This window comes from Mesorhizobium sp. M0848 (assembly GCF_040319805.1).
In the GTDB taxonomy this organism is placed as follows: domain Bacteria; phylum Pseudomonadota; class Alphaproteobacteria; order Rhizobiales; family Rhizobiaceae; genus Mesorhizobium.
Genome location: NZ_JAMYOM010000029.1, coordinates 61992 through 81036 on the forward strand (window position 1 = coordinate 61992; position 19045 = coordinate 81036).

At 62.6% G+C, this 19045-nt stretch carries 17 protein-coding genes and 1 pseudogene; 12 read left to right on the forward strand and 6 right to left on the reverse strand.

The genetic code is table 11. The features are described from left to right. The first annotated feature begins 10 nt into the window (after window positions 1–10). The 3 genes and pseudogenes from NKH95_RS27865 to NKH95_RS27875 all read left to right on the forward strand — a co-directional run bounded on the left by NKH95_RS27865 (window position 11) and on the right by NKH95_RS27875 (window position 1673). Window positions 11–511 carry an FxsA family protein gene (locus tag NKH95_RS27865; RefSeq protein WP_352893898.1) on the forward strand — a complete coding sequence of 167 codons (501 nt, stop codon included), beginning with the start codon at window positions 11–13 and terminating at the stop codon, window positions 509–511. A 131-nt stretch (window positions 512–642) separates the two neighbouring features. Further along, complete coding sequence (gene secB, locus NKH95_RS27870; protein ID WP_023813420.1) at window positions 643–1140, forward strand: protein-export chaperone SecB; 498 nt, start codon at window positions 643–645, stop codon at window positions 1138–1140. A gap of 246 nt (window positions 1141–1386) precedes the next feature. After that, a pseudogene (locus NKH95_RS27875) lies at window positions 1387–1673 on the forward strand (GIY-YIG nuclease family protein). A gap of 166 nt (window positions 1674–1839) precedes the next feature. On the opposite strand, the gene dnaQ reads toward NKH95_RS27875, so the two are convergent. The 5 genes from dnaQ to NKH95_RS27900 all read right to left on the reverse strand — a co-directional run bounded on the left by dnaQ (window position 1840) and on the right by NKH95_RS27900 (window position 6155). Then, a complete protein-coding gene (gene dnaQ, locus NKH95_RS27880; protein ID WP_352893900.1) occupies window positions 1840–2544 on the reverse strand; it encodes a DNA polymerase III subunit epsilon in 705 nt (234 codons plus the stop codon). A 296-nt stretch (window positions 2545–2840) separates the two neighbouring features. Beyond that, window positions 2841–3440, reverse strand: coding sequence for a dephospho-CoA kinase (gene coaE, locus NKH95_RS27885; RefSeq protein ID WP_023813417.1), 600 nt, complete (start codon window positions 3438–3440; stop codon window positions 2841–2843). Next, entirely contained in the window at window positions 3437–4279 is an 843-nt protein-coding gene (locus NKH95_RS27890; protein WP_352893901.1) for a shikimate dehydrogenase, read from the reverse strand. Before NKH95_RS27890 ends, coaE begins: the two co-directional genes overlap by 4 nt. Further along, on the reverse strand, window positions 4272–4871 hold the full coding sequence (locus tag NKH95_RS27895) for a Maf-like protein (protein ID WP_352893902.1): 600 nt from the start codon (window positions 4869–4871) through the stop codon (window positions 4272–4274). The genes NKH95_RS27890 and NKH95_RS27895 overlap by 8 nt, the downstream gene beginning before the upstream one ends. A 369-nt stretch (window positions 4872–5240) precedes the next feature. Next, complete coding sequence (locus tag NKH95_RS27900; protein ID WP_502895363.1) at window positions 5241–6155, reverse strand: pyruvate, water dikinase regulatory protein; 915 nt, start codon at window positions 6153–6155, stop codon at window positions 5241–5243. Window positions 6156–6466: 311 nt separating this feature from the next. Between NKH95_RS27900 and hemE the strand changes: the two genes are divergently transcribed. The 4 genes from hemE (at window position 6467) to yddG (ending at window position 10616) form a co-directional block, all read left to right on the forward strand. Further along, window positions 6467–7498: a uroporphyrinogen decarboxylase gene (gene hemE, locus NKH95_RS27905; protein ID WP_352555693.1), complete on the forward strand. Its 1032-nt coding sequence runs from the start codon at window positions 6467–6469 to the stop codon at window positions 7496–7498. Beyond that, window positions 7498–8034: a protoporphyrinogen oxidase HemJ gene (hemJ, locus tag NKH95_RS27910; RefSeq protein ID WP_352799714.1), complete on the forward strand. Its 537-nt coding sequence runs from the start codon at window positions 7498–7500 to the stop codon at window positions 8032–8034. The genes hemE and hemJ overlap by 1 nt, the downstream gene beginning before the upstream one ends. Window positions 8035–8263: 229 nt before the next feature. Continuing rightward, window positions 8264–9529 (forward strand): transcription termination factor Rho, encoded by a 1266-nt coding sequence (gene rho, locus NKH95_RS27915; RefSeq protein WP_013528732.1) that lies wholly within the window; start codon window positions 8264–8266, stop codon window positions 9527–9529. Window positions 9530–9701: 172 nt separating this feature from the next. Beyond that, window positions 9702–10616 (forward strand): aromatic amino acid exporter YddG, encoded by a 915-nt coding sequence (yddG, locus tag NKH95_RS27920; protein WP_352893904.1) that lies wholly within the window; start codon window positions 9702–9704, stop codon window positions 10614–10616. Here the strand turns inward: yddG and NKH95_RS27925 are convergent, their stop codons facing one another. Then, window positions 10617–12635, reverse strand: a complete 2019-nt coding sequence (locus NKH95_RS27925; RefSeq protein WP_352893905.1) for a thioredoxin domain-containing protein — start codon at window positions 12633–12635, stop codon at window positions 10617–10619. A gap of 64 nt (window positions 12636–12699) precedes the next feature. Between NKH95_RS27925 and mnmE the strand changes: the two genes are divergently transcribed. The 5 genes from mnmE (at window position 12700) to NKH95_RS27950 (ending at window position 18810) form a co-directional block, all read left to right on the forward strand. Next, on the forward strand, window positions 12700–14031 hold the full coding sequence (mnmE, locus tag NKH95_RS27930; protein WP_352893906.1) for a tRNA uridine-5-carboxymethylaminomethyl(34) synthesis GTPase MnmE: 1332 nt from the start codon (window positions 12700–12702) through the stop codon (window positions 14029–14031). Window positions 14032–14487: 456 nt separating this feature from the next. Continuing rightward, window positions 14488–16368: a tRNA uridine-5-carboxymethylaminomethyl(34) synthesis enzyme MnmG gene (gene mnmG, locus NKH95_RS27935; protein ID WP_352772441.1), complete on the forward strand. Its 1881-nt coding sequence runs from the start codon at window positions 14488–14490 to the stop codon at window positions 16366–16368. After that, complete coding sequence (gene rsmG, locus NKH95_RS27940) at window positions 16365–16997, forward strand: 16S rRNA (guanine(527)-N(7))-methyltransferase RsmG (protein ID WP_352723053.1); 633 nt, start codon at window positions 16365–16367, stop codon at window positions 16995–16997. The genes mnmG and rsmG overlap by 4 nt, the downstream gene beginning before the upstream one ends. 52 nt (window positions 16998–17049) lie before the next feature. Beyond that, window positions 17050–17850, forward strand: a complete 801-nt coding sequence (locus NKH95_RS27945; RefSeq protein WP_352723055.1) for a ParA family protein — start codon at window positions 17050–17052, stop codon at window positions 17848–17850. Window positions 17851–17919: 69 nt separating this feature from the next. Next, window positions 17920–18810, forward strand: a complete 891-nt coding sequence (locus NKH95_RS27950) for a ParB/RepB/Spo0J family partition protein (protein WP_352723056.1) — start codon at window positions 17920–17922, stop codon at window positions 18808–18810. The last annotated feature ends 235 nt before the right edge of the window (window positions 18811–19045 follow it).

The window sequence follows — 19045 nt, forward strand, 5'->3', positions numbered from 1 at the left end:
TTGGCAAGACTTGCGCATTTCGCTGCTTCCCTTCTTTCTCCTCGCGCTTCCGCTGCTGGAAATCGCCGGTTTCGTCATCGTCGGCCGTGAGGTCGGCGCGCTGGCGACGGTCGGCCTCGTGCTGGCCTCGAGCATCGCCGGCGTGCTTTTGCTCCGGTACCAGGGCTTTGGTGTCATGGCCCGCATCCGCACCGAGATGGCCGCCGGCCAGAACCCAAGCCGCCACCTTGCGCACGGCGCCATGATCGTGGTTGCGGCGATCCTCCTGATCATCCCCGGCTTCATATCAGACATCATCGGCCTGCTGCTGTTCCTGCCGCCATTGCGCGATTTTGCCTGGAGCCGGTTCAAGGGCCGCATTGTCGTCGCCACCGATTTCTCGACCGGCGGTTTTCGCGGCCGCCAGCGCGACAGGGTCATCGACCTCGAAGACGGCGACTATTCGCGCGAGGACGATCTGAAGCGCGGCCCGGATCACAACTCGCCGTGGCGCCGCCTGAAGGACGATTAGGGCGCCGTCCCATCTACATCCCATAGCCGAGAAGCCAAGGCGGCAAACCTTGTCTTGTCATCCCCGCCATGGTAGCGAACGCCCGATTTCAATTCGGTCAGCGACGCTGCCCAGGCAAGAGGACAAGGCTTATGGCCAGCAAGGATGACGCGCCGGTCGGCGCAGCCAACGGAAACGGCAATGCGGCGCAGCCGTCGCTCAACGTTCTGGCGCAATATGTGAAGGACCTGTCCTTCGAAAGCCCTGGCGCGCCGAATTCGCTGCGCGGCCGCGACAAGGCGCCGGGCATCGCCATCAACGTCAACGTCAACGCCAACCCGCTCTCCGACAAGCAGTTCGACGTCAATCTGACGCTGAACGCCAAGGCGTCCTTCGACCAGGAAGTGCTGTTCAATGTCGAGCTGGTCTATGGCGGCGTGTTCGCCATCGCAGGCTTTCCGCAGGAGCACATGCTGCCGATCCTGTTCATCGAATGCCCGCGCCTTTTGTTCCCGTTCGCCCGGCAGATCATCGCCGAGGCAACCCGCAATGGCGGCTTCCCGCCGCTGATGCTCGACCCGATCGACTTCGCCCAGATGTTCCAGCAGAAGCTGGCCGAGGACGAGGCGTCCAAGGTCAAGGTGAGCTGAGGCCTGCTGTCATCGTTGTTGTTTCTGAGAACCCGGCCTTGTGCCGGGTTTTCTGTTTGGAACGCTGGCGGGGCAGCGCGCCTTCGAGGTTGGCTGAAGGCCCTTCGCGTCTTCGTCATCCTAGGGCGGAGCAAGGAGCGTAGCGACGCAGCGCAGACCCTAGGATCCATGCCGTGACATTCGCCTTAGAATGCAACGGATCAGAATGGCGCTTGTCCCCGCGCCTGTGCTCGCTACGCTAAAACCATGACCGGTTATGTCTACATGACTGCGAGCCAGAAAGGTGGCACCCTCTATATCGGTATCACCAACGACCTCGGTCGCCGCATGCCGGAGCACAAGTCGGGCCAAGGCTCTAATTTCACCAGCCGCTACGGTGTTCAGCGGTTGGTCTGGTACGAGGAGTTTTCGACATCACCGATGCGATCCAACGTGAGAAGTCCCTGAAGCGCTGGCCGCGCCAATGGAAGATCGAATTGATCGAAAAGGCCAATCCAGAGTGGTTCGAGCTGTTTCGCGGGACGGGGTCGTAATGCTCGGTTTCTTGCACCGCCGGAACATATCATCACCGTCACGGCATGGATCCTAGGGTCTGCGCCGCGTCGCTTCGCTCCTTGCTTCGCCCTAGGATGACGAAGTTATGGGGGTCCGCTGCCAATCTTGAGGGTCGGCCCTTCCAGCCTTGCCGCCATCGCTTCTCTAACTGCCAGCAGCAACCTTCAGCCACAACGCCTTCTCACCCAACGTCCCGACCATGCCGGCGTGCGCGGCGCGTTCGGCTTCGGTGACGCGCGGCCGCAGGGGTGCCGGGCGCTGGCTGATGATGATTTCGATCTGGCGGACATTTTCGCCTTGCGCCGGCGCGGTGGCGCTGTCGAGGATAAGGGCCGCCTGCTTGCCGCCGATCAGCTCGATATAGACCTCGGCCAGCAATTCGGAATCGAGCAGGGCGCCGTGCTTGGTGCGCCTGGTGTTGTCGATGCCGTAACGCCGGCAGAGCGCATCGAGCGAATTGGGGCCCATCGGGTGCTTGCGGCGCGCCAGCGCCAGCGTGTCGACGACGAGGCCGTTGTCGATGACGGGGTGGCCCAGCCGGCCGAACTCGACGTTGAGGAAGCCGACGTCGAACGTCGCATTGTGGGCGACCAGCTTGGCGCCGTCGGTGAAGTCCAGCCATTCCTGCACAATCTCGGCAAAGGTCGGCTTGCCCGCGAGGTCCGCCGCGCTGATGCCGTGCACCGCCTGTGCCTCGGCATGGATCGCGCGCCCTTGCGGGTTGATGTAGTGGTGGAAGGTCTTTCCGGTCGGGAAGCGGTTGACCAGCTCGACGCCGCCCAGCTCGATCACGCGGTCGTCGCGCGAATCGAGGCCGGTGGTTTCCGTGTCGAAGATGATCTCACGCATCGAATCAGTCGCTCCAAAGGAGCAGAATCATGAGACCGGAACAAAATGGCAATGGGAAACGAAGCTGATCAGGGCAATCACTACAGGTTTGCGCTGCCCCTCATCGCCCTGCCGGGCACTTCTCCCCGTATAGTGACGGGGAGAACGACGCCTTCGCAAAGGATTTCGCCAATCTCCTGCGTTAGCAAGAGAGTAGCCGAGGTCGCGGCCAGCTCCTTCTCCCCGTCACTATACGGGGAGAAGATGCCGGCAGGCAGATGAGGGGCGGCGCTGACGTTGACAGACGGCAGCCAGTGTCAATGGCCCGGCTTGCCGACCCCGATCAGTTCCGCAATGATCGCATTCACCTGATCCCGCGCGGCGTCCAGCCCCTGGCCGGTGTCGACCACGAAATCGGCCTGACGACGCTTTTCCGCATCCGGCACCTGCTTGGCCAGGATCGACGCCAGTTTTTCCTCGGTCATGCCTGGCCGCGCCAGCACACGCTCGCGCTGGGTCTCGGCCGATGCGGTGACGACGACGACCTTGTCGACGCGGTTGCGGCCGCCGGTTTCAAACAGCAGGGGAATATCGAGGACGGCGATCGGTGCGCCTGATCCACGATGCCTGGCCAGAAAGGCATCGGCATCGGCGCGCACCAGCGGGTGAATGATCGCCTCGAGCCGCTTCAGCCCGGCGGCGTCACCGAGCACGCGCGCGCCAAGTTTTGTCCGGTCGACCACCCCGGCAGATGTGGTGCCCGGAAACGCCGCCTCGACCAAAGGGGCTGCCTTGCCGGCATAGAGGCGATGCACCGTCTCGTCGGAATCATGGACCGGCACGCCGGCGTCAGCGAACATCCTGGCCGTGGTCGACTTGCCCATGCCGATCGATCCGGTGAGGCCGAGCACGATCATGGTTTCGGCACCAGATCGGCAACGATGAGCGCGCGGAGTTCAGCTGTAACTCGCGGCCTGATGCCGAACCAGCGCTCGAAGCCGGGCACCGCCTGATGCAGCAGCATGCCGAGGCCGTCGACCGTCTTCAGCTTTCTCGCGCGCGCCGCGGCAAGCAGCGGCGTCTCCAGCGGCACATAGACGATGTCGGTGACGATGGCATGGTTGGGCAGCCGGGCGGGATCGGCCGACAGGCCTTCATTGCCATGCATGCCGAGCGCCGTGGTGTTGACCAGCAGGCCGGCATCGCCGAGCAGTTCACCCGTAGCCGCCATGCCATGCGCCGAGACACCGGCGCCGAAACGATCGCGCAGTTCCATAGCCCGGGAGAGCGTTCGGTTGACGATGCGGATGTCGGTCACGCCGCGCTCCTTCAGCGCATGGATGACGGCGCGCGACGCGCCGCCGGCGCCAAGCACGACCGCCGGGCCCTTGCTCGCCCAGCCCGGCGCATGATCGTCGAGGTTGGCGGCAAAGCCGTGGCCGTCGGTGTTGCCGCCCCACAGGACGCCATCCTCGAACCACAGCGTGTTGACGGCGCCGATTTCTTGCGCCGCCTGGTCGCGGCGTTCGGCCAATGCGAAAGCCGCTTCCTTGTGCGGGATGGTGATGTTGCCGCCGCGGTAATTGTTTGCCTGCAGCGTTTTCACGAATACGGCAAAGTCTTGCGGCGCGACATCGATGGCCAGGTAGCTCCCGTCGATGCCATGTTTGGCCAGCCAGTGGCCATGGATCTTCGGCGAGCGCGAATGCTTGACCGGATGGCCTGACACGAAGGCCTTCTTTGACACCTCAGCCATCGATCGCTCCCAGGTCACGCAGTTCGGCCAGCAGCGGCAGAAGCGGCAGGCCGACAATGGTGAAATGATCGCCCTCGATTTTCTCGAACAATTGAATGCCTTCGCCTTCGATCTGATAGGCGCCGACGCTTCCCAGCGCCTTGGCGCCGACGCGGGCGAGGTGGCGGCCGATGAAGGCTGGGTCAAGCTTGCGCATGGTCATCGAAGCGATGCCGACATGCCGCCACAAAACCCTGCCATCGCGGACCAGCACGGCGGCGCTGTTCAATTGATGGGTCTTGCCCGACAGCGCCAGGAGATGACGGCGCGCGCCTTCCCTATCGGCCGGCTTGTGGAACACCTCGTCGCCTAGCGACAGCGTCTGGTCGCAGCCCAGAACCAGGGCGCCCGGCCTGCGCTCGCTGACTTCTGTGGCCTTGGCCTCGGCCAGCACCAGGGCGACGTCCTCGGGCGAGACGCCGCTATCCTGCAAAGGCCCCTCGAGCGCGCGCTCGTCGACTTCGGCCGGAACCGCCTCGACCTCGACGCCGGCGTTGACCAGCATCGCCTTGCGGAACGGGCTGCCTGAAGCGAGGATGATTTTCTCGGTCATGATTTTTCGCCTGATCAATTGTCTAACCGTTGTTGAGATTCTGGCTCCAACAGAGAACCGCTGCACCTTCGACCACCGTCACGGCATGGATCCTAGGGTCTTCGCGACGTCGCTTCGCTCCTGCTCCGCCCTAGGATGACGAAGGCGTGGTGGCTTTTTGGCCAATCGCGGATGTCGGGCCTGGCACCTACGCCGTCAAAGTGCAGTTGGTGGCAATCGCAAACCTTCGAAATTGGCCGAGACAATCGTCCCTTCGTCATCCTAGGGCGAAGCAAGGAGCCAAGCGACGCAGCGCAGACCCTAGGATCCATGCCGTGACCTTTCAAGCGACGCAGCGGTGGATGTCAGCAACGCGTCGCACGGCTCCAATTATCTATTCTTCCCCCGCAGGGCAACGATCGCCGCCGCCGTTTCCTCGATCGAGCGGCGGCTGACGTCGATCATCGGCCAGCCATGGCGCGTGCAGATCTTGCGGGCATAGGCGAGCTCCTCGGCGATTGCGGCGCGGTCGACATAATCCGATGCCTCATACGAGCTGCTGTTGCCGAGGATGCGGTTTTGCCGGACATGCGAGATGCGCTCGGCGGTGGCGATCAGCCCGACGATCAGGGGCTTGCTGGCGGCAACCAGGCTTTCCGGCACCGGCACGCCGAGCACGATCGGGATGTTGGCGGTCTTGATGCCGCGGTTGGCGAGATAGATGCTGGTCGGCGTCTTCGACGTGCGAGAAATGCCGATCAGCACGACATCGGCATCGTCCATATTGAGCGGCAATTGGCCGTCATCATGGTCCATGGTGAAATTGAGCGCATCGATGCGGCGGAAATATTCGGCGTCGAGGACATGCTGGGCGCCGACGCGGCGGCCGGCCGGGGTGCCTAGATAGGACTGGAACACGGTCAGCACCGGCTCCAGCACCGATACACAGGGCAGGCCCATGGCCGCGCAGCGCTCGTCGATGCCGCGTGCCAGCTTCTGGTCGACGACCGTATAGAGGATGATGCCCGGCTCCTCCTCGATGTCCTCGAACACCTTTGCCACCTGCTTTTCGGTGCGGATCAGCGGATAGATATGCTCGATGGCGCGCGCGTCCTTGTATTGCGCCGAGGCCGCCCGGCCGGCGGCGAGCAGCGTTTCGCCGGTCGCGTCGGAAATCAGGTGCAGGTGGAAGAAGCTCTGGGGTTTGTTCACAGGGGTCACCTGGGGCTGTGGGCTTCTGTGGATAAAGCGGGATGAAAAGACGGGCCTGTCGGAGGCGACTGTATCAGATGGCAGTTTGTCCACAATTCGATGCGCTGTCAGCTTCGTCGGGCGACTGGGGACAAGTTTGGGGACGGCTTTTTTCGACTACGGTCCGTCCACAGGACCTGCCTTTCATCGCTGTGCCTAACACTTTGACTCGATTGATCGATTCGGAGCTATCCCCAGAACCCTACATCTGGGAAAAAGAAGCACGCGACAATATGTTGGCTGGTGTTTTCCGGGGCAAAGCGGGACAGGTGACAACCACTAGAACCAACAGACTCTTAGAATCAGAAGAATCTTAGATATAAGAATCTTTGATTATAGAAGAGGCTGGGAGAAGCGAGCGCCCGATGCCCCAGAACCGGATCATGCTGGATGTCCTCAGGGGCAAGGCCCATTTTCCGCCTCCGCTCTGGATGATGCGTCAGGCCGGGCGCTATCTGCCGGAGTATCGGGAGACACGCAGGCGAGCAGGCTCGTTCCTCGACCTCTGCTACGATCCCGACCTTGCGGTCGAAGTGACCTTGCAGCCGATCGAGCGTTTTGGTTTCGATGCCTCGATCCTGTTTTCCGATATCCTTGTCGTCCCGCATGCGCTTGGCCGTGACGTCCGCTTCGAAGAGGGCAGAGGGCCGCTGCTGACGCCGATCACCGCGCCGGAGATCTTGGCTCTGGAAGGCAAGGTGTTTCACGTGAATCTCGAACCGGTCTACGAGACGGTTCGCCGGTTGCGGGCCAAACTCCCCGAAGAGACAACCCTGATCGGCTTCTGCGGCGCGCCGTGGACGGTGGCGACCTACATGATCGCCGGCCATGGCACACCCGACCAGGCGCCGGCGCGGCTTTTTGCCTATCGCGAGCCGGTGGCCTTTCAACGATTGCTGAAGGTGCTTGCGGAACATTCGGCCGCCTATCTCATCCGCCAGATCGAGGCGGGCGCGGATGTGGTGCAGATTTTCGATTCCTGGTCCGGCGTGCTGGACGATGAAACTTTCGACCTGTTCTGCGTTCAGCCAATGGCCGAGATCGTTGGCCGGGTGCGGGCGGTTCATCCCGATGTTCCGATCATCGGTTTTCCCAAGGGCGCCGGTTCGCGCTACCGGACCTATCGGCAAAAGACCGGCGTAACGGCGCTGGGGATCGACTGGACGGTGCCCTTGGTCGCGGCGAAGGAATTGCAGCGCTCAGGTGCGGTTCAGGGCAATCTCGATCCCTTGCGGCTCGTGGCTGGCGGCAAGGCGCTGTCGGATGGCGTCGAGGCGATCCTGAAGGCGCTGGGAGACGGGCCGCTGATCTTCAACCTCGGTCACGGCATCACGCCGGAGACGCCGATCGCCCATGTCGAGGCGATGGTGAAACAGGTGCGGAGCGCGACACGCTGATGGCTCAGATGAACAACACGAACAGCACCGGCCAGGCGATGATGCGGATGACGATCGGTATCGCCGTACTGGTCGTTTTCACCGCGCTTTTGTATTTCGCGGCACCCGACAGTTTCTATCCCTGGGCCAAGGCGATCCATATCCTCGCCGTCATCTCATGGATGGCGGGCATGCTCTATCTGCCGCGGCTGCTGGTCTATCACGCCGATGCCGAGAAGGGCTCGGTGCAGTCGGAAACCTTCAAGGTGATGGAGCGGCGCCTGCTGCGGGGCATCATCAACCCGGCGATGATCGTCACCTGGGTGTTCGGCCTGTGGCTCGCCTGGAAGGGTTTTGGTTTCCAGGGCGGCTGGCTGCACGCCAAGATCGGAGCGGTGCTTTTGCTGTCGGCCATGCATGGCTATCTCTCGGGCGCGGTGCGCAAATTCGCCGAGGACCGCAATGAAAAACCGGCCAGGCACTGGCGAATGGTCAACGAGATCCCCACATTGCTGATGATCGCAATCGTCATCCTGGTGGTGGTCAAGCCGTTCTGATGCATGTCGATCAAAACGGCCAGGAGCCAGCGACAGGCATTGATGCGTTTTAAGCCTTCATAGGCCACGCAAAACGCAGCTTGCTCTTTCACCCGACCGACGATAAAAGACGGGTCTTCCTTCCCGTCATGCGCCGCCCCTCGTTGTTTTCGGCCGCGCCCGGCATTTGTCGCATCCCGCCGATATTTTCCCAAAGCCTACCCAGACTCCATCTATTCAAGGTCCGTCTATGCAAGAAATGAAACTCGCCGAGTTCAAGAACAAGAAACCGCCAGAGCTGATCGCTTATGCCGAATCGCTCGAGGTCGAAAACGCCAGCGTCATGCGCAAGCAGGAGCTGATGTTTGCGATCCTGAAGAAGCTGGCCGCCCAGGAGATCGAGATCATCGGTGATGGCGTGGTCGAGGTGCTGCAGGACGGTTTCGGCTTCCTGCGCTCCGCCAACGCCAATTATCTGCCAGGTCCCGACGACATCTATATTTCGCCGTCGCAGATCCGGCGCTTTTCGCTGAAGACCGGCGATACCGTCGAAGGGCCGATCCGCAGCCCGAAAGAGGGCGAGCGCTATTTCGCGCTGCTCAAGGTCAACACCATCAATTTCGACGATCCCGAGAAGATCCGTCACAAGATCCACTTCGACAATCTGACGCCGCTCTATCCGACCAAGCGGCTGAAGATGGAAATCGAGAATGTGACCACCAAGGACATCTCGGCCCGCGTGATCGACCTGGTCGCGCCGATCGGCAAGGGACAGCGCGCTTTGATCAACGCGCAGCCGCGTACCGGCAAGACGGTTCTGATGCAGAACATCGCCCACTCGATCACCGCCAACCATCCGGAATGCTATCTGATCGTGCTTCTGATCGACGAGCGGCCGGAAGAAGTGACCGACATGCAGCGCTCGGTGAAGGGCGAGGTGATCTCCTCGACCTTCGACGAGCCGGCCGTGCGCCACGTGCAGGTCGCCGAAATGGTCATCGAGAAGGCCAAGCGCCTGGTCGAACATGGCCGCGATGTCGTCATCCTGCTCGATTCGATCACCCGCCTCGGCCGCGCCTACAACACCGTCGTGCCGTCATCCGGCAAGGTGCTGACCGGTGGTGTCGACGCCAACGCCCTGCAGCGGCCGAAGCGCTTCTTCGGCGCTGCCCGCAACATCGAGGAAGGCGGCTCGCTGACCATCATCGCCACCGCGCTGATCGATACCGGCAGCCGCATGGACGAAGTCATCTTCGAAGAGTTCAAGGGCACCGGCAACTGCGAAATCCAGCTCGACCGCAAAGTGGCCGACAAGCGCATCTATCCGGCCATGGACATCTTGAAGTCCGGCACCCGCAAGGAAGACTTGCTGGTTTCCAAGCAGGATCTGCAGAAGATCTTCGTGCTGCGCCGCATCCTGGCGCCGATGGGAACCACCGACGCGATCGAGTTCCTGATCGACAAGCTCAAGCAGACCAAGACCAATGCGGATTTCTTCGATTCGATGAACACGTAAAGGTCAGGCCGAAATCTTCCGGTCTGTGTATTGAAGCCCCATTCCGCGAAACCGGGATGGGGTTTTTCGTTGTCCGGCGGCAGGTCGCTTTCCCGATATCGGGCGGCTGTATGTGGCGGCAGACGATTTCGCGTTCATGCAAAGCTCGTGTCTGCAAACTGGAAGCAGCGACGTGAAGAAGACAATCCCGACCCTGATCGGCTTTTCGGCCATCCTGACCTGGTCTTTCCTGGCGCTGCTTTCGACCGCCGCTGGCCCGATCCCGCCGTTTCAGCTGGCAGCCATGACCTTCCTGCTCGGAGGGCTGGTCGGCGCCGGCAGCTGGATCTTCCGCCCAGGCGCGATCCGGTCGCTGCGGCAGCCATGGCCGGTCTGGGCGATCGGCACGGCGGGACTGTGCATCTACCACTGCGCCTATTTCTTTGCGATCCAGTCGGCGCCGCCGGTCGAGGTCAGCCTGATCGCCTATCTCTGGCCATTGCTGATCGTCGTCTTTGCAGCCTTCCTGCCCGGTGAAAGGCTCCGGGTTCATCACATCGTCGGCGTCGTTCTAGGGCTTGCCGGCGCCATCGTGGTGATCACCAAGGGCGGCAATGTCGGCCTGGCCAATGGGGTGATGAAGGGCCATGTCATCGCGCTCTTCTGCGCCTTCATCTGGGCTGGCTATTCCGTGCTGTCGCGCCGCTTCGGCCAGGTGCCGACGGATGTCGTGGCCGGTTATTGCTTCATCACGGCGGCGGTCGCTTTCTCGCTGCACCTGATGCTTGAGACCACGGTCTGGCCGCAGACGCCGACGCAGTGGACGACTATCGTCATTCTGGGCACGATTCCTCTGGGAGCCGGCTTCTACGCCTGGGATTTTGGCTGCAAGCACGGTGACATCATGATCCTTGGCGCCTTGTCCTACGCCGCACCGCTGTTTTCGGTCATCGTGCTGCTGCTGGCAGGCTTTGGCGTCTTCCACTGGTCGGTGGCGCTCGCCTGCGTGCTGATCACCATTGGCGCGGTGGTTGCTGCCAGGGATTTGCTGTTCAAGCCCCGGCAAGCTGCGACCGAGGCGCTGCCCGATCCCGCGCACGGCGCCTGATCATTCTCGGCGCAAAAGGCGCTCCAGCTCTTCCGGATCCGTCATCGGGGAAAGGCAAACCTGACCAGCGCAGAACCACGCGCTTAAGCGGTTGGTCGGCGGCAGGATTCCGGCGGGCAGCAAGGCTCGATTCGCTCCGGTACCGATCGGCACGGGGATGTCGACGCGGCGTGGATCCGGATTTCGATTCGCAACCGGAACGAGCTTTGGATCGTTGAGCGCATCAACGATGACCAGCTTGAGCGGCTCGATCGCAAGCGCGCAGGCATTGACGATGCCGGCCTGGCCGTAGGTCTGGTTTGCGGCACGGCCGGCGGCATGTTCGGCGACCTCCCAGGCTTTCTCGTGCAGCTCGAGATCGCCGGTGACGGAGGCGAGCCGGACCAGTGCCTCGATGATCTGGCCGGTGGCGGACGGAATGGCTTCATCGACGTCGCCCCTGATGCGGATCGGCACGTCAGCGCTGTCCGAAGCCGTCAGATAGTAGCCGGTCTTCTCGGCATCGGCGTGCCAATGGTCGAGTTGCTCGACGAACTGGCCGGCCAGGTCGACATAACTCCAATCCCCAGTGGCCTCGAACAGCGAGATGGCTGCGTTGGTCATGGCGGCATAGTCGGTGGACAGAGCAGGGAACAGTTTTCTGGCGCCGAGCATCGAGTGCGGCAAGCGGCCGTCGCGGCTGGCAGAGCTGATATGGGCGAAGGCTTTTGCCGCCGCGTCGATCCAGTCAGGCCGCGCCAGCGACCGACCGGCCTCAGCAAAGGCTGCGATCATCTGGCCGTTCCAGTCGGTGAGGATCTTTGCGTCAAGGCCGGGCCTGACCCGCTCTTCCCGGACTGCAAGGAGTTCCCCCTTGAGCGGGCTGACCTCTTCGCGATCGATCACATATTGCGATTGCTGGGCCCTCGTCTGGTGGACAACCGGCTTGCCTTCCCAACCATGCGGGCTGGAGAGCGTGAAGTGATTGAAAAACAAGGGGGAATCGTCGCCGAGTGCGGCCTCGATCTCGTCTTGGCTCCAGGTGTAGAACAGCCCTTCCTCGCCGTCGCTGTCGGCGTCGAGACTGGCGGCAAAGGCGCCGCCGTCGACGCGCATTTCGCGCAGCAGCCAGTCGATCGTCTCTTTGATTCGGACCCGGAACAACTCGTTGCCGCTTGCGGCGTAGGCCCAGTTGCAGAAGCGGATCAGCTGGGCATTGTCGTAAAGCATCTTTTCGAAATGCGGCACCAGCCATTCGGCGTCGGTCGAGTAACGGCTGAGCCCGCCGCCGATATGGTCGTAGATGCCGCCGCTGACCATCTGTTCGAGGCTGTTAAGAACGTCGTCGCGATGGCTGGCGTTGCCGTCGCGCAGCCAGGACAGCCACAGCGTTTGCATGAACGGTGCATTGGGAAATTTCGGCGCGCCGCGCAAGCCGCCGAGATCGCGGTCGACCATGCCGTCTATGCCCTTGGCCAATTCCGCCAGCGTGTCGCGGTCGACCACGGTTCTGGCATGCGAGCCGGCGAGCCGCGCCTCGACATGTGTGGCCAGGCCGTCGGCGCTCTGGTTGAGGCTCGCCCGCTTCTCGCGCCAGGCCTTGTCCACCGCCTCCATCACCTGGATGAAACCGGGGCGGCCATAGCGTGGCTCGCGCGGAAAATAGGTGCCGCCCCAGAACGGCTTGCCGTCCGGCGTCAGGAACATGGTCAGCGGCCAGCCGCCTTGCTCGCCCATGGCGGAGAGTGCAGCCATATAGATCTGGTCGATGTCGGGACGCTCCTCGCGGTCGACCTTGATATTGACGAACAGACGGTTCATGACGGCGGCGACACCATCGTTCTCGAAGCTTTCATGCGCCATGACATGGCACCAATGGCAGGCGGCATAGCCGACCGAGAGCAGGATCGGCCTGTCCAGCGCCTTCGCCTCCTCGAGCGAAGCCGGCGACCAGGCCCGCCAGTGGACGGGATTGCCGCTGTGCTGCTGCAGATAGGGGCTGGCTTCTTCGGCAAGCAGGTTTTGCGCTGGCAGCGTCACTGGGCAAACTCGGGTGCGATTGGCTGATGGGTGTAAAGCTAGGGCGGTTCGGTAGAGCGGGCAAATGATTTCAAGCGGTTCCATCGTAGCGCTGTCGAGCGGCCGGCTCCCGGCCGGCGTCGCCGTCATCCGTATTTCCGGCCCGCAGACTCGATTCGTAATCGAAACGATTGCCGGCGGCATGGTTAAGGACCGCTCGGCAGTTCTGCGCCGATTCAGGGCACCCGATGGGACCGTGCTCGACACTGGCCTGGTCGTTTTCTTTCGCGGTCCGGCCAGTTTCACCGGCGAGGACGTTGCGGAATTCCACGTCCATGGCGGTCGTGCCGTTGTGGCAAAAGTGCTGGAGACGATCGCAGGCCATGACGGCGTCAGGCACGCGGAACCCGGCGAATTCACGCGCCGCGCCTTTCTCAACGGCAAGGTCGACCTGGTCGAGACCGAGGCGTTGGCGGATCTCGTCAATGCTGAGACCGAGGCGCAGCGGCGTTTTGCCGTTCAAAATGCCGAAGGCGTCCAGAGCGAACTCTATCTTGGCTGGCGCCGCAGACTGATCCATGCCCGGGCCATGATCGAGGCGGAAATCGATTTCGCCGATGAGGACGATGTCCCCGGTTCCGTTTCGGATACGGTCTGGTCTGATGTCAGGACCATGATCGGCGAGATCGATCGCCACATCGCCGGGTTTCGCGCCGCCGAGATCATTCGCGACGGCTTCGAGGTCGTTATCCTTGGCGCGCCCAACGCCGGTAAGTCGAGTCTGTTCAATGCCCTGGCCCGGCGGGATGCCGCTATAGTAACGGATGAACCCGGCACGACGCGGGATCTGCTTGAAGTGACACTTGATCTCGGGGGGCTGCGGGTCCGGCTTACCGATACGGCCGGGCTGCGCGATGCGCCGGGCAAGGTCGAGGCGATCGGCATCGAGAAGGCGAGGGCCAAGGCGCATGGCGCCGATCTGTTGCTGTTGCTGCAGGACGTTGCGGACCCCAGGGACATCGGTCTGCTACCGACCGGCGCTCCGAGCTTGCGGGTCGGCACTAAGCTTGATCTGCTGGAAGACCGCGCTGCAATCGATGCGGCCGCGGACTATGACCTCATCATTTCGGTAAAAAACGGGACGGGCGTGGAGAGACTGCTGGCGGAAATCGGCCGGCGAGCTGCGGAAGCAGCCGGCAGCGTCGGTGATGTCCTGCCATCGCGCCTGCGCCACGTCGAATTGCTTGGCGCAGCGAATATCCACCTGCTTCGCGCAACCGACGGCCAGACTGTCGGGCAAGAATTGCGCGCCGAAGAGTTGCGGCTTGCCGCGGATCGCCTGGGCCGTATTGTCGGCGCCATCGACGTCGAGGACATGCTGGACGTGATCTTCTCGCAGTTCTGTATTGGCAAATGACTCACGTGAAACAATGGGTCCTCGAACAGGAATTGGTTTCTGGCGCAGAGGCTTGACGGCGCGCTTGGGCCGCATGCGTTGGCAATTGGCGGAAACGCTTAACGTTTCGTCAGCCACGGCGGAGCAGGGAGCGCAGCGACGCAGCGCAGACCTTAGGATCCATGCCGTGACTTGGAGCGTCGCAGCGGTGCTGAATTCTGTTGCGTCGCATTCCTCGATCTCGTTCACGGAATGGATCCTCGGGTCTGCGCGTCCGCTTCGCTCCCGCTCCGCCCGTGGATGACGAAAGTTGGCAGGGCTCCGGCAAAAGGTCCCATTCCAAATGATTCACGTGAAACACCGCTGCAACTCCCCACCACCTTGTTTCACGTGAAACTCGCTGCGGAGTTTTCTTGACAGCACTGCTCTGCAGGGACATGTGTCCCTCAATCTTTTTTGAGTCTGGGACGTGTTGGAATGACCAATCACTATGATGTGGTTGTGGTGGGCGGCGGCCACGCGGGTTGCGAGGCGGCCAGTGCTGCCGCGCGCGCTGGTGCCAGGGCCGCGCTGGTGACGCTGCGCTTTGACACGATCGGGGTCATGTCGTGCAATCCGGCGATCGGTGGGCTCGGCAAGGGCCACCTGGTCCGCGAGATAGATGCCATGGATGGCCTGATGGGGCGCGTGGCGGATGCGGCTGGCATCCAGTTCCGCCTGCTCAACCGCCGCAAGGGTCCCGCCGTGCGCGGCCCCCGCACGCAGGCCGACAGGAAGCTTTATCGCCTTGCCATGCAGGAAGCGATTCGGCAGCAGAATGATCTCGACGTGGTCGAAGGCGAGGTTCTGGATTTTGAGATCGCCGATGGGCGGATCACGGCTGTTCTCCTCGCCGACGGCAGGCGGCTTGGCTGTGGCGCGGTCGTGCTGACGACCGGAACTTTTTTGCGTGGGCTTATCCATATTGGCGAGAAGAAGATTGTCGCCGGCCGCATGAACGAGCAGGCCAGCCTTGGGCTCTCGGCGACGATGGACCGCGCGGGTTTCAAACTCGGACGGCTGAAGACCGGCACGCCGCCACGGCTCGACGGCCGGACCATCGACTGGGCGTCGCTGGAAAGCCAGGCGGCGGATGAGAATCCTGTGCCGTTCTCGCTGATGACCGACCGCATCACCACGCCGCAGATCGAGTGCGGCATCACCCGCACGACGACGGCCACGCATGAGTTGATCCGCGTCAATCTTGGCCGGTCGGCCATGTATTCCGGTTCGATCGCGGGCGTTGGGCCGCGCTATTGCCCGTCGATCGAGGACAAGATCGTCAAGTTCGGCGACAGGGACGGGCACCAGATCTTCCTCGAGCCGGAAGGGCTCGATGACAACACGGTTTATCCCAATGGGATTTCGACCTCGCTGCCCGAAGACGTACAGCTCGATATATTGAAAACCATTCCGGGGCTGGAGCGCGCAACCATGCTGCAGCCCGGCTATGCCATCGAGTATGATCACGTCGATCCGCGCGAACTGCATCAGACGCTGGAGACGAAGCGCATCAGGGGTCTTTTCCTCGCCGGGCAGATCAACGGCACGACCGGCTATGAGGAAGCAGCCGGGCAAGGCTTGCTCGCAGGCCTCAATGCGGCGCGGCGGGCGGCGGGGAGCGAGCAGATCGTGCTCAGCCGCACCGAAGCCTATATTGGGGTGATGGTCGACGACCTGACCAGCCGCGGCATCAGCGAACCCTACCGGATGTTCACCTCTCGGGCCGAATTCCGGCTGTCGCTGCGTGCCGACAATGCGGATGAACGACTGACGCCTCTGGCTGCAAAGCTGGGCATCGCTTCGGCACAGCGCATGCAACGCTACGGGCAGGTCATGCAAAGCCTGGACGAGGCGCGGGACTTGGCGAAGTCGCTCACCATGACACCGAATGAGGCGGCGCGACACGGGCTGGACATCAACCGGGATGGCGTGCGCCGGTCCGGCTATGAATTGCTGTCCTATCCTGACGTCGATGTCGCCTGGCTGGCTGGCGTCGATCCGCGCTTTGCGGCGATCGACGGCAAGACGGCGGAGCGCCTCGAGACGGAAGCGAAATATTCAGTCTATCTCGATCGTCAGAAGACGGATGTGGCGCAGATCCGGCATGAAGAGAGCCGGCTGATCCCCGAGACGGTCGATTTCGCCGGGGTGCCGGGGCTGTCCAACGAGTTGAAGCAGAAGATGCAAGCGCGGCGGCCGCGCTCCATCGCCGATGCCCAGCGCATGGAAGGCATGACGCCGGCGGCACTGGCGATCATCGTCGCGCATGTCCGCCACGCGGAGAGCGCCCAGCGCCCACAGAAGGATGTTGCGTGAATTCTATGTCCCTAGAGAGCCTGCAGGACGCGGCGGGCCCGGTTTCACGTGAAACATTCGATCGGCTGGTGGCCTTTGAGCAGATGTTCCAGAAATGGAATCGCAGCATCAATCTGGTGGCGCAATCGACGTCGGGCGATGTCTGGCAGCGCCATATATTGGACAGTGCGCAGCTCGGGCGCTTAGAGCCTCAAGCCACGCGCTGGGTGGATCTCGGCTCGGGCGGCGGATTTCCGGGCCTTGTCATGGCTTTCCTGCTTGCCGAGCGCGACGGCGCTAGCATCGATCTGGTTGAAAGCAATCGCAAAAAGGCGTCCTTCCTGCAGACCGTCGTCGGGCAATTCAGCCTGCCGGCGCGAGTCGTGGCGCGCCGCATCGATGACAGCCATGCGCTTGTTTCGACACCGCAAGTCGTCACGGCGCGGGCTTTGGCCTCGCTTTCGACCTTGCTGGACCTGTCGGCGCCCTGGCTGATTTCAGGCGCACGCGGCCTGTTCCACAAAGGCCGGGATTACCGCACCGAAGTGCAAGAAAGCGTTCACCGATGGTCCTTCGATCTGGTAGAACATCCAAGTGTGACCGACGCTGGCGGCGTCATCCTGGAATTGTCCAACCTGCGACCTGTCTGATCCGTCACTGACAGGCGATTTGGCGCCCAAAATGAATTTCTGGCATAAACCCATGATGAAGAATGGCCCCCGAATCATCACTGTAGCCAACCAGAAGGGCGGTGTCGGCAAGACGACGACCGCCATCAATCTGGCGACCGCGCTGGCCGCGATCGGCGAAAAGGTGCTGATCGTCGATCTCGATCCGCAGGGAAATGCCAGCACCGGCCTCGGCATCGATCGCAAGGACCGCACGGTGTCCTCCTATGACGTGCTGACCGGCGAGCTTGAGCTGGAGGCCGCGGCCATCCCCACAGCCGTGCCCGGCCTGTCGATCGTGCCGTCGACGCTCGACCTGCTCGGCATCGAAATGGAGATCGCCTCGGCGCCCGACCGTGTGCTCAAGCTGCGCAATGCGCTGCGCGCTGCGACCGACCGCGGCGCGCCGTTCGGCTATGTGCTGATCGACTGCCCACCATCGCTCAACCTTTTGACTTTGAATTCAATGGCCGCGGCCGATTCTGTTCTTGTGCCGCTGCAATGCGAGTTTTTCGCGCTCGAAGGTCTCAGCCAGTTGCTGGAGACTGTCGAGCAGGTGCGCCGCTCGATCAATCCGGATCTCACCATCCAGGGCATCGTGCTGACCATGTATGACGGCCGCAACAATCTCGCCAACCAGGTGGTGCAGGATGTGCGGGCGCATATGGGCGACAAGGTCTACGAGACCGTCATTCCGCGCAATGTGCGGGTGTCTGAGGCGCCGTCCTACGGCAAGCCGGCGATCCTCTATGATTTGAAGTGCTCCGGCAGCCAGGCCTATCTGCAACTGGCGTCGGAAGTGATCCGCCGCGAGCGCAAGTTACGCGCCGCTTGATTAGGCCGGATGCATAGCTAAAAGCCGATTCGATACCGAAACGATTTGGAATAGCCAACTGGAATAAAGATGAGCGAAGACCTTTCAAGAAAGAGACTGGGGCGTGGACTGGCTGCGCTGATCGGCGAGATCGATCGCCCCGCAGCGCCTGAGAAGCCCGGCATGAGCGCCGACGGCAAGGTGCCGATCGAGTTCCTGACCCCCAATCCGAAAAATCCGCGCCGGCATTTCGGCGACGCCGAGCTGACCGATCTTGCCCAGTCGATCCGCGAACACGGCGTCGTCCAGCCGGTGGTGGCGCGGCCTTCGCCGACACAAGCCGGCCGCTACGAGATCATCGCCGGCGAGCGGCGCTGGCGCGCGGCGCAGCGCGCCGGGCTGTCCGAGATTCCGGTCATCATCCGCGAGGTCAACGACCGCACCGCGCTCGAACTGGCGATCATCGAGAACGTCCAGCGCACCGACCTCAATGCGGTCGAGGAAGCGCTTGGCTATCAACAGCTGATCGATGAGCACGGCTACACCCAGGCCGATCTCGGCCAGGTGATCGGCAAGAGCCGCAGCCATGTCGCCAACACGCTCAGGCTCTTGAAGCTGCCGGACGTGATCCGCGACATGCTGGTCGACGGCGCCCTGTCGGCGGGTCATGCCCGCACGCTGGTGACGGCGGAAGATCCGGCCGGCCTTGCCAAGCGCATCGTCGAAGAGGGCCTTTCGGTGCGCCAGGCCGAAGCGCTGGCGCAGATGCCGGCCGGCACCAGCAGCGCTAGGGAAGCCAAGCCGGCGCCAAGTCCTGACGAAAAGGACGCCGACACGCTGGCGCTGGAGAAGCTGTTGACCGACACGATCGGCATGATTGTGTCGGTGGATCACAAGGGCAAGGGCGGCGTGCTGCGGGTTTCGTACCGGTCGCTGGAACAGCTTGATGAGCTGTGCCGCAGGCTGAAGCAAGATCGGTAATTAGCCGGCGAATTAACTCCTGGCTTAAGGTCCAGCTGAGCTGGTTGGCACGGGCTTAAGAGGCATAAAGGGCTGGCGGTTGCCGGCCCTTCTCTTTGCGGCGCCTATGTTTGGCGAACGCGGCGAAGCTGCCAATCTCCCCCCCTCGTGGGCAGGGCTATCGCATATGGATTCTTGCGAAGAAGAACCCCCACCCTAACCCTCCCCACAAGGGGGAGGGAACGCTGCCGCGTGC

What these genes read in the sequence shown, in the direction of transcription:
- secB (WP_023813420.1), top strand. Translation starts at nt 643, where the DNA reads ATGGCCAGCAAGGATGACGCGCCGGTCGGCGCAGCCAACGGAAACGGC.
- dnaQ (WP_352893900.1), bottom strand. Translation starts at nt 2,544, where the DNA reads ATGCGTGAGATCATCTTCGACACGGAAACCACCGGCCTCGATTCGCGC.
- coaE (WP_023813417.1), bottom strand. Translation starts at nt 3,440, where the DNA reads ATGATCGTGCTCGGCCTCACCGGATCGATCGGCATGGGCAAGTCGACC.
- NKH95_RS27890 (WP_352893901.1), bottom strand. Translation starts at nt 4,279, where the DNA reads ATGGCTGAGGTGTCAAAGAAGGCCTTCGTGTCAGGCCATCCGGTCAAG.
- NKH95_RS27895 (WP_352893902.1), bottom strand. Translation starts at nt 4,871, where the DNA reads ATGACCGAGAAAATCATCCTCGCTTCAGGCAGCCCGTTCCGCAAGGCG.
- hemE (WP_352555693.1), top strand. Translation starts at nt 6,467, where the DNA reads ATGCCCCAGAACCGGATCATGCTGGATGTCCTCAGGGGCAAGGCCCAT.
- hemJ (WP_352799714.1), top strand. Translation starts at nt 7,498, where the DNA reads ATGGCTCAGATGAACAACACGAACAGCACCGGCCAGGCGATGATGCGG.
- rho (WP_013528732.1), top strand. Translation starts at nt 8,264, where the DNA reads ATGCAAGAAATGAAACTCGCCGAGTTCAAGAACAAGAAACCGCCAGAG.
- mnmE (WP_352893906.1), top strand. Translation starts at nt 12,700, where the DNA reads ATGATTTCAAGCGGTTCCATCGTAGCGCTGTCGAGCGGCCGGCTCCCG.
- mnmG (WP_352772441.1), top strand. Translation starts at nt 14,488, where the DNA reads ATGACCAATCACTATGATGTGGTTGTGGTGGGCGGCGGCCACGCGGGT.
- NKH95_RS27945 (WP_352723055.1), top strand. Translation starts at nt 17,050, where the DNA reads ATGATGAAGAATGGCCCCCGAATCATCACTGTAGCCAACCAGAAGGGC.
- NKH95_RS27950 (WP_352723056.1), top strand. Translation starts at nt 17,920, where the DNA reads ATGAGCGAAGACCTTTCAAGAAAGAGACTGGGGCGTGGACTGGCTGCG.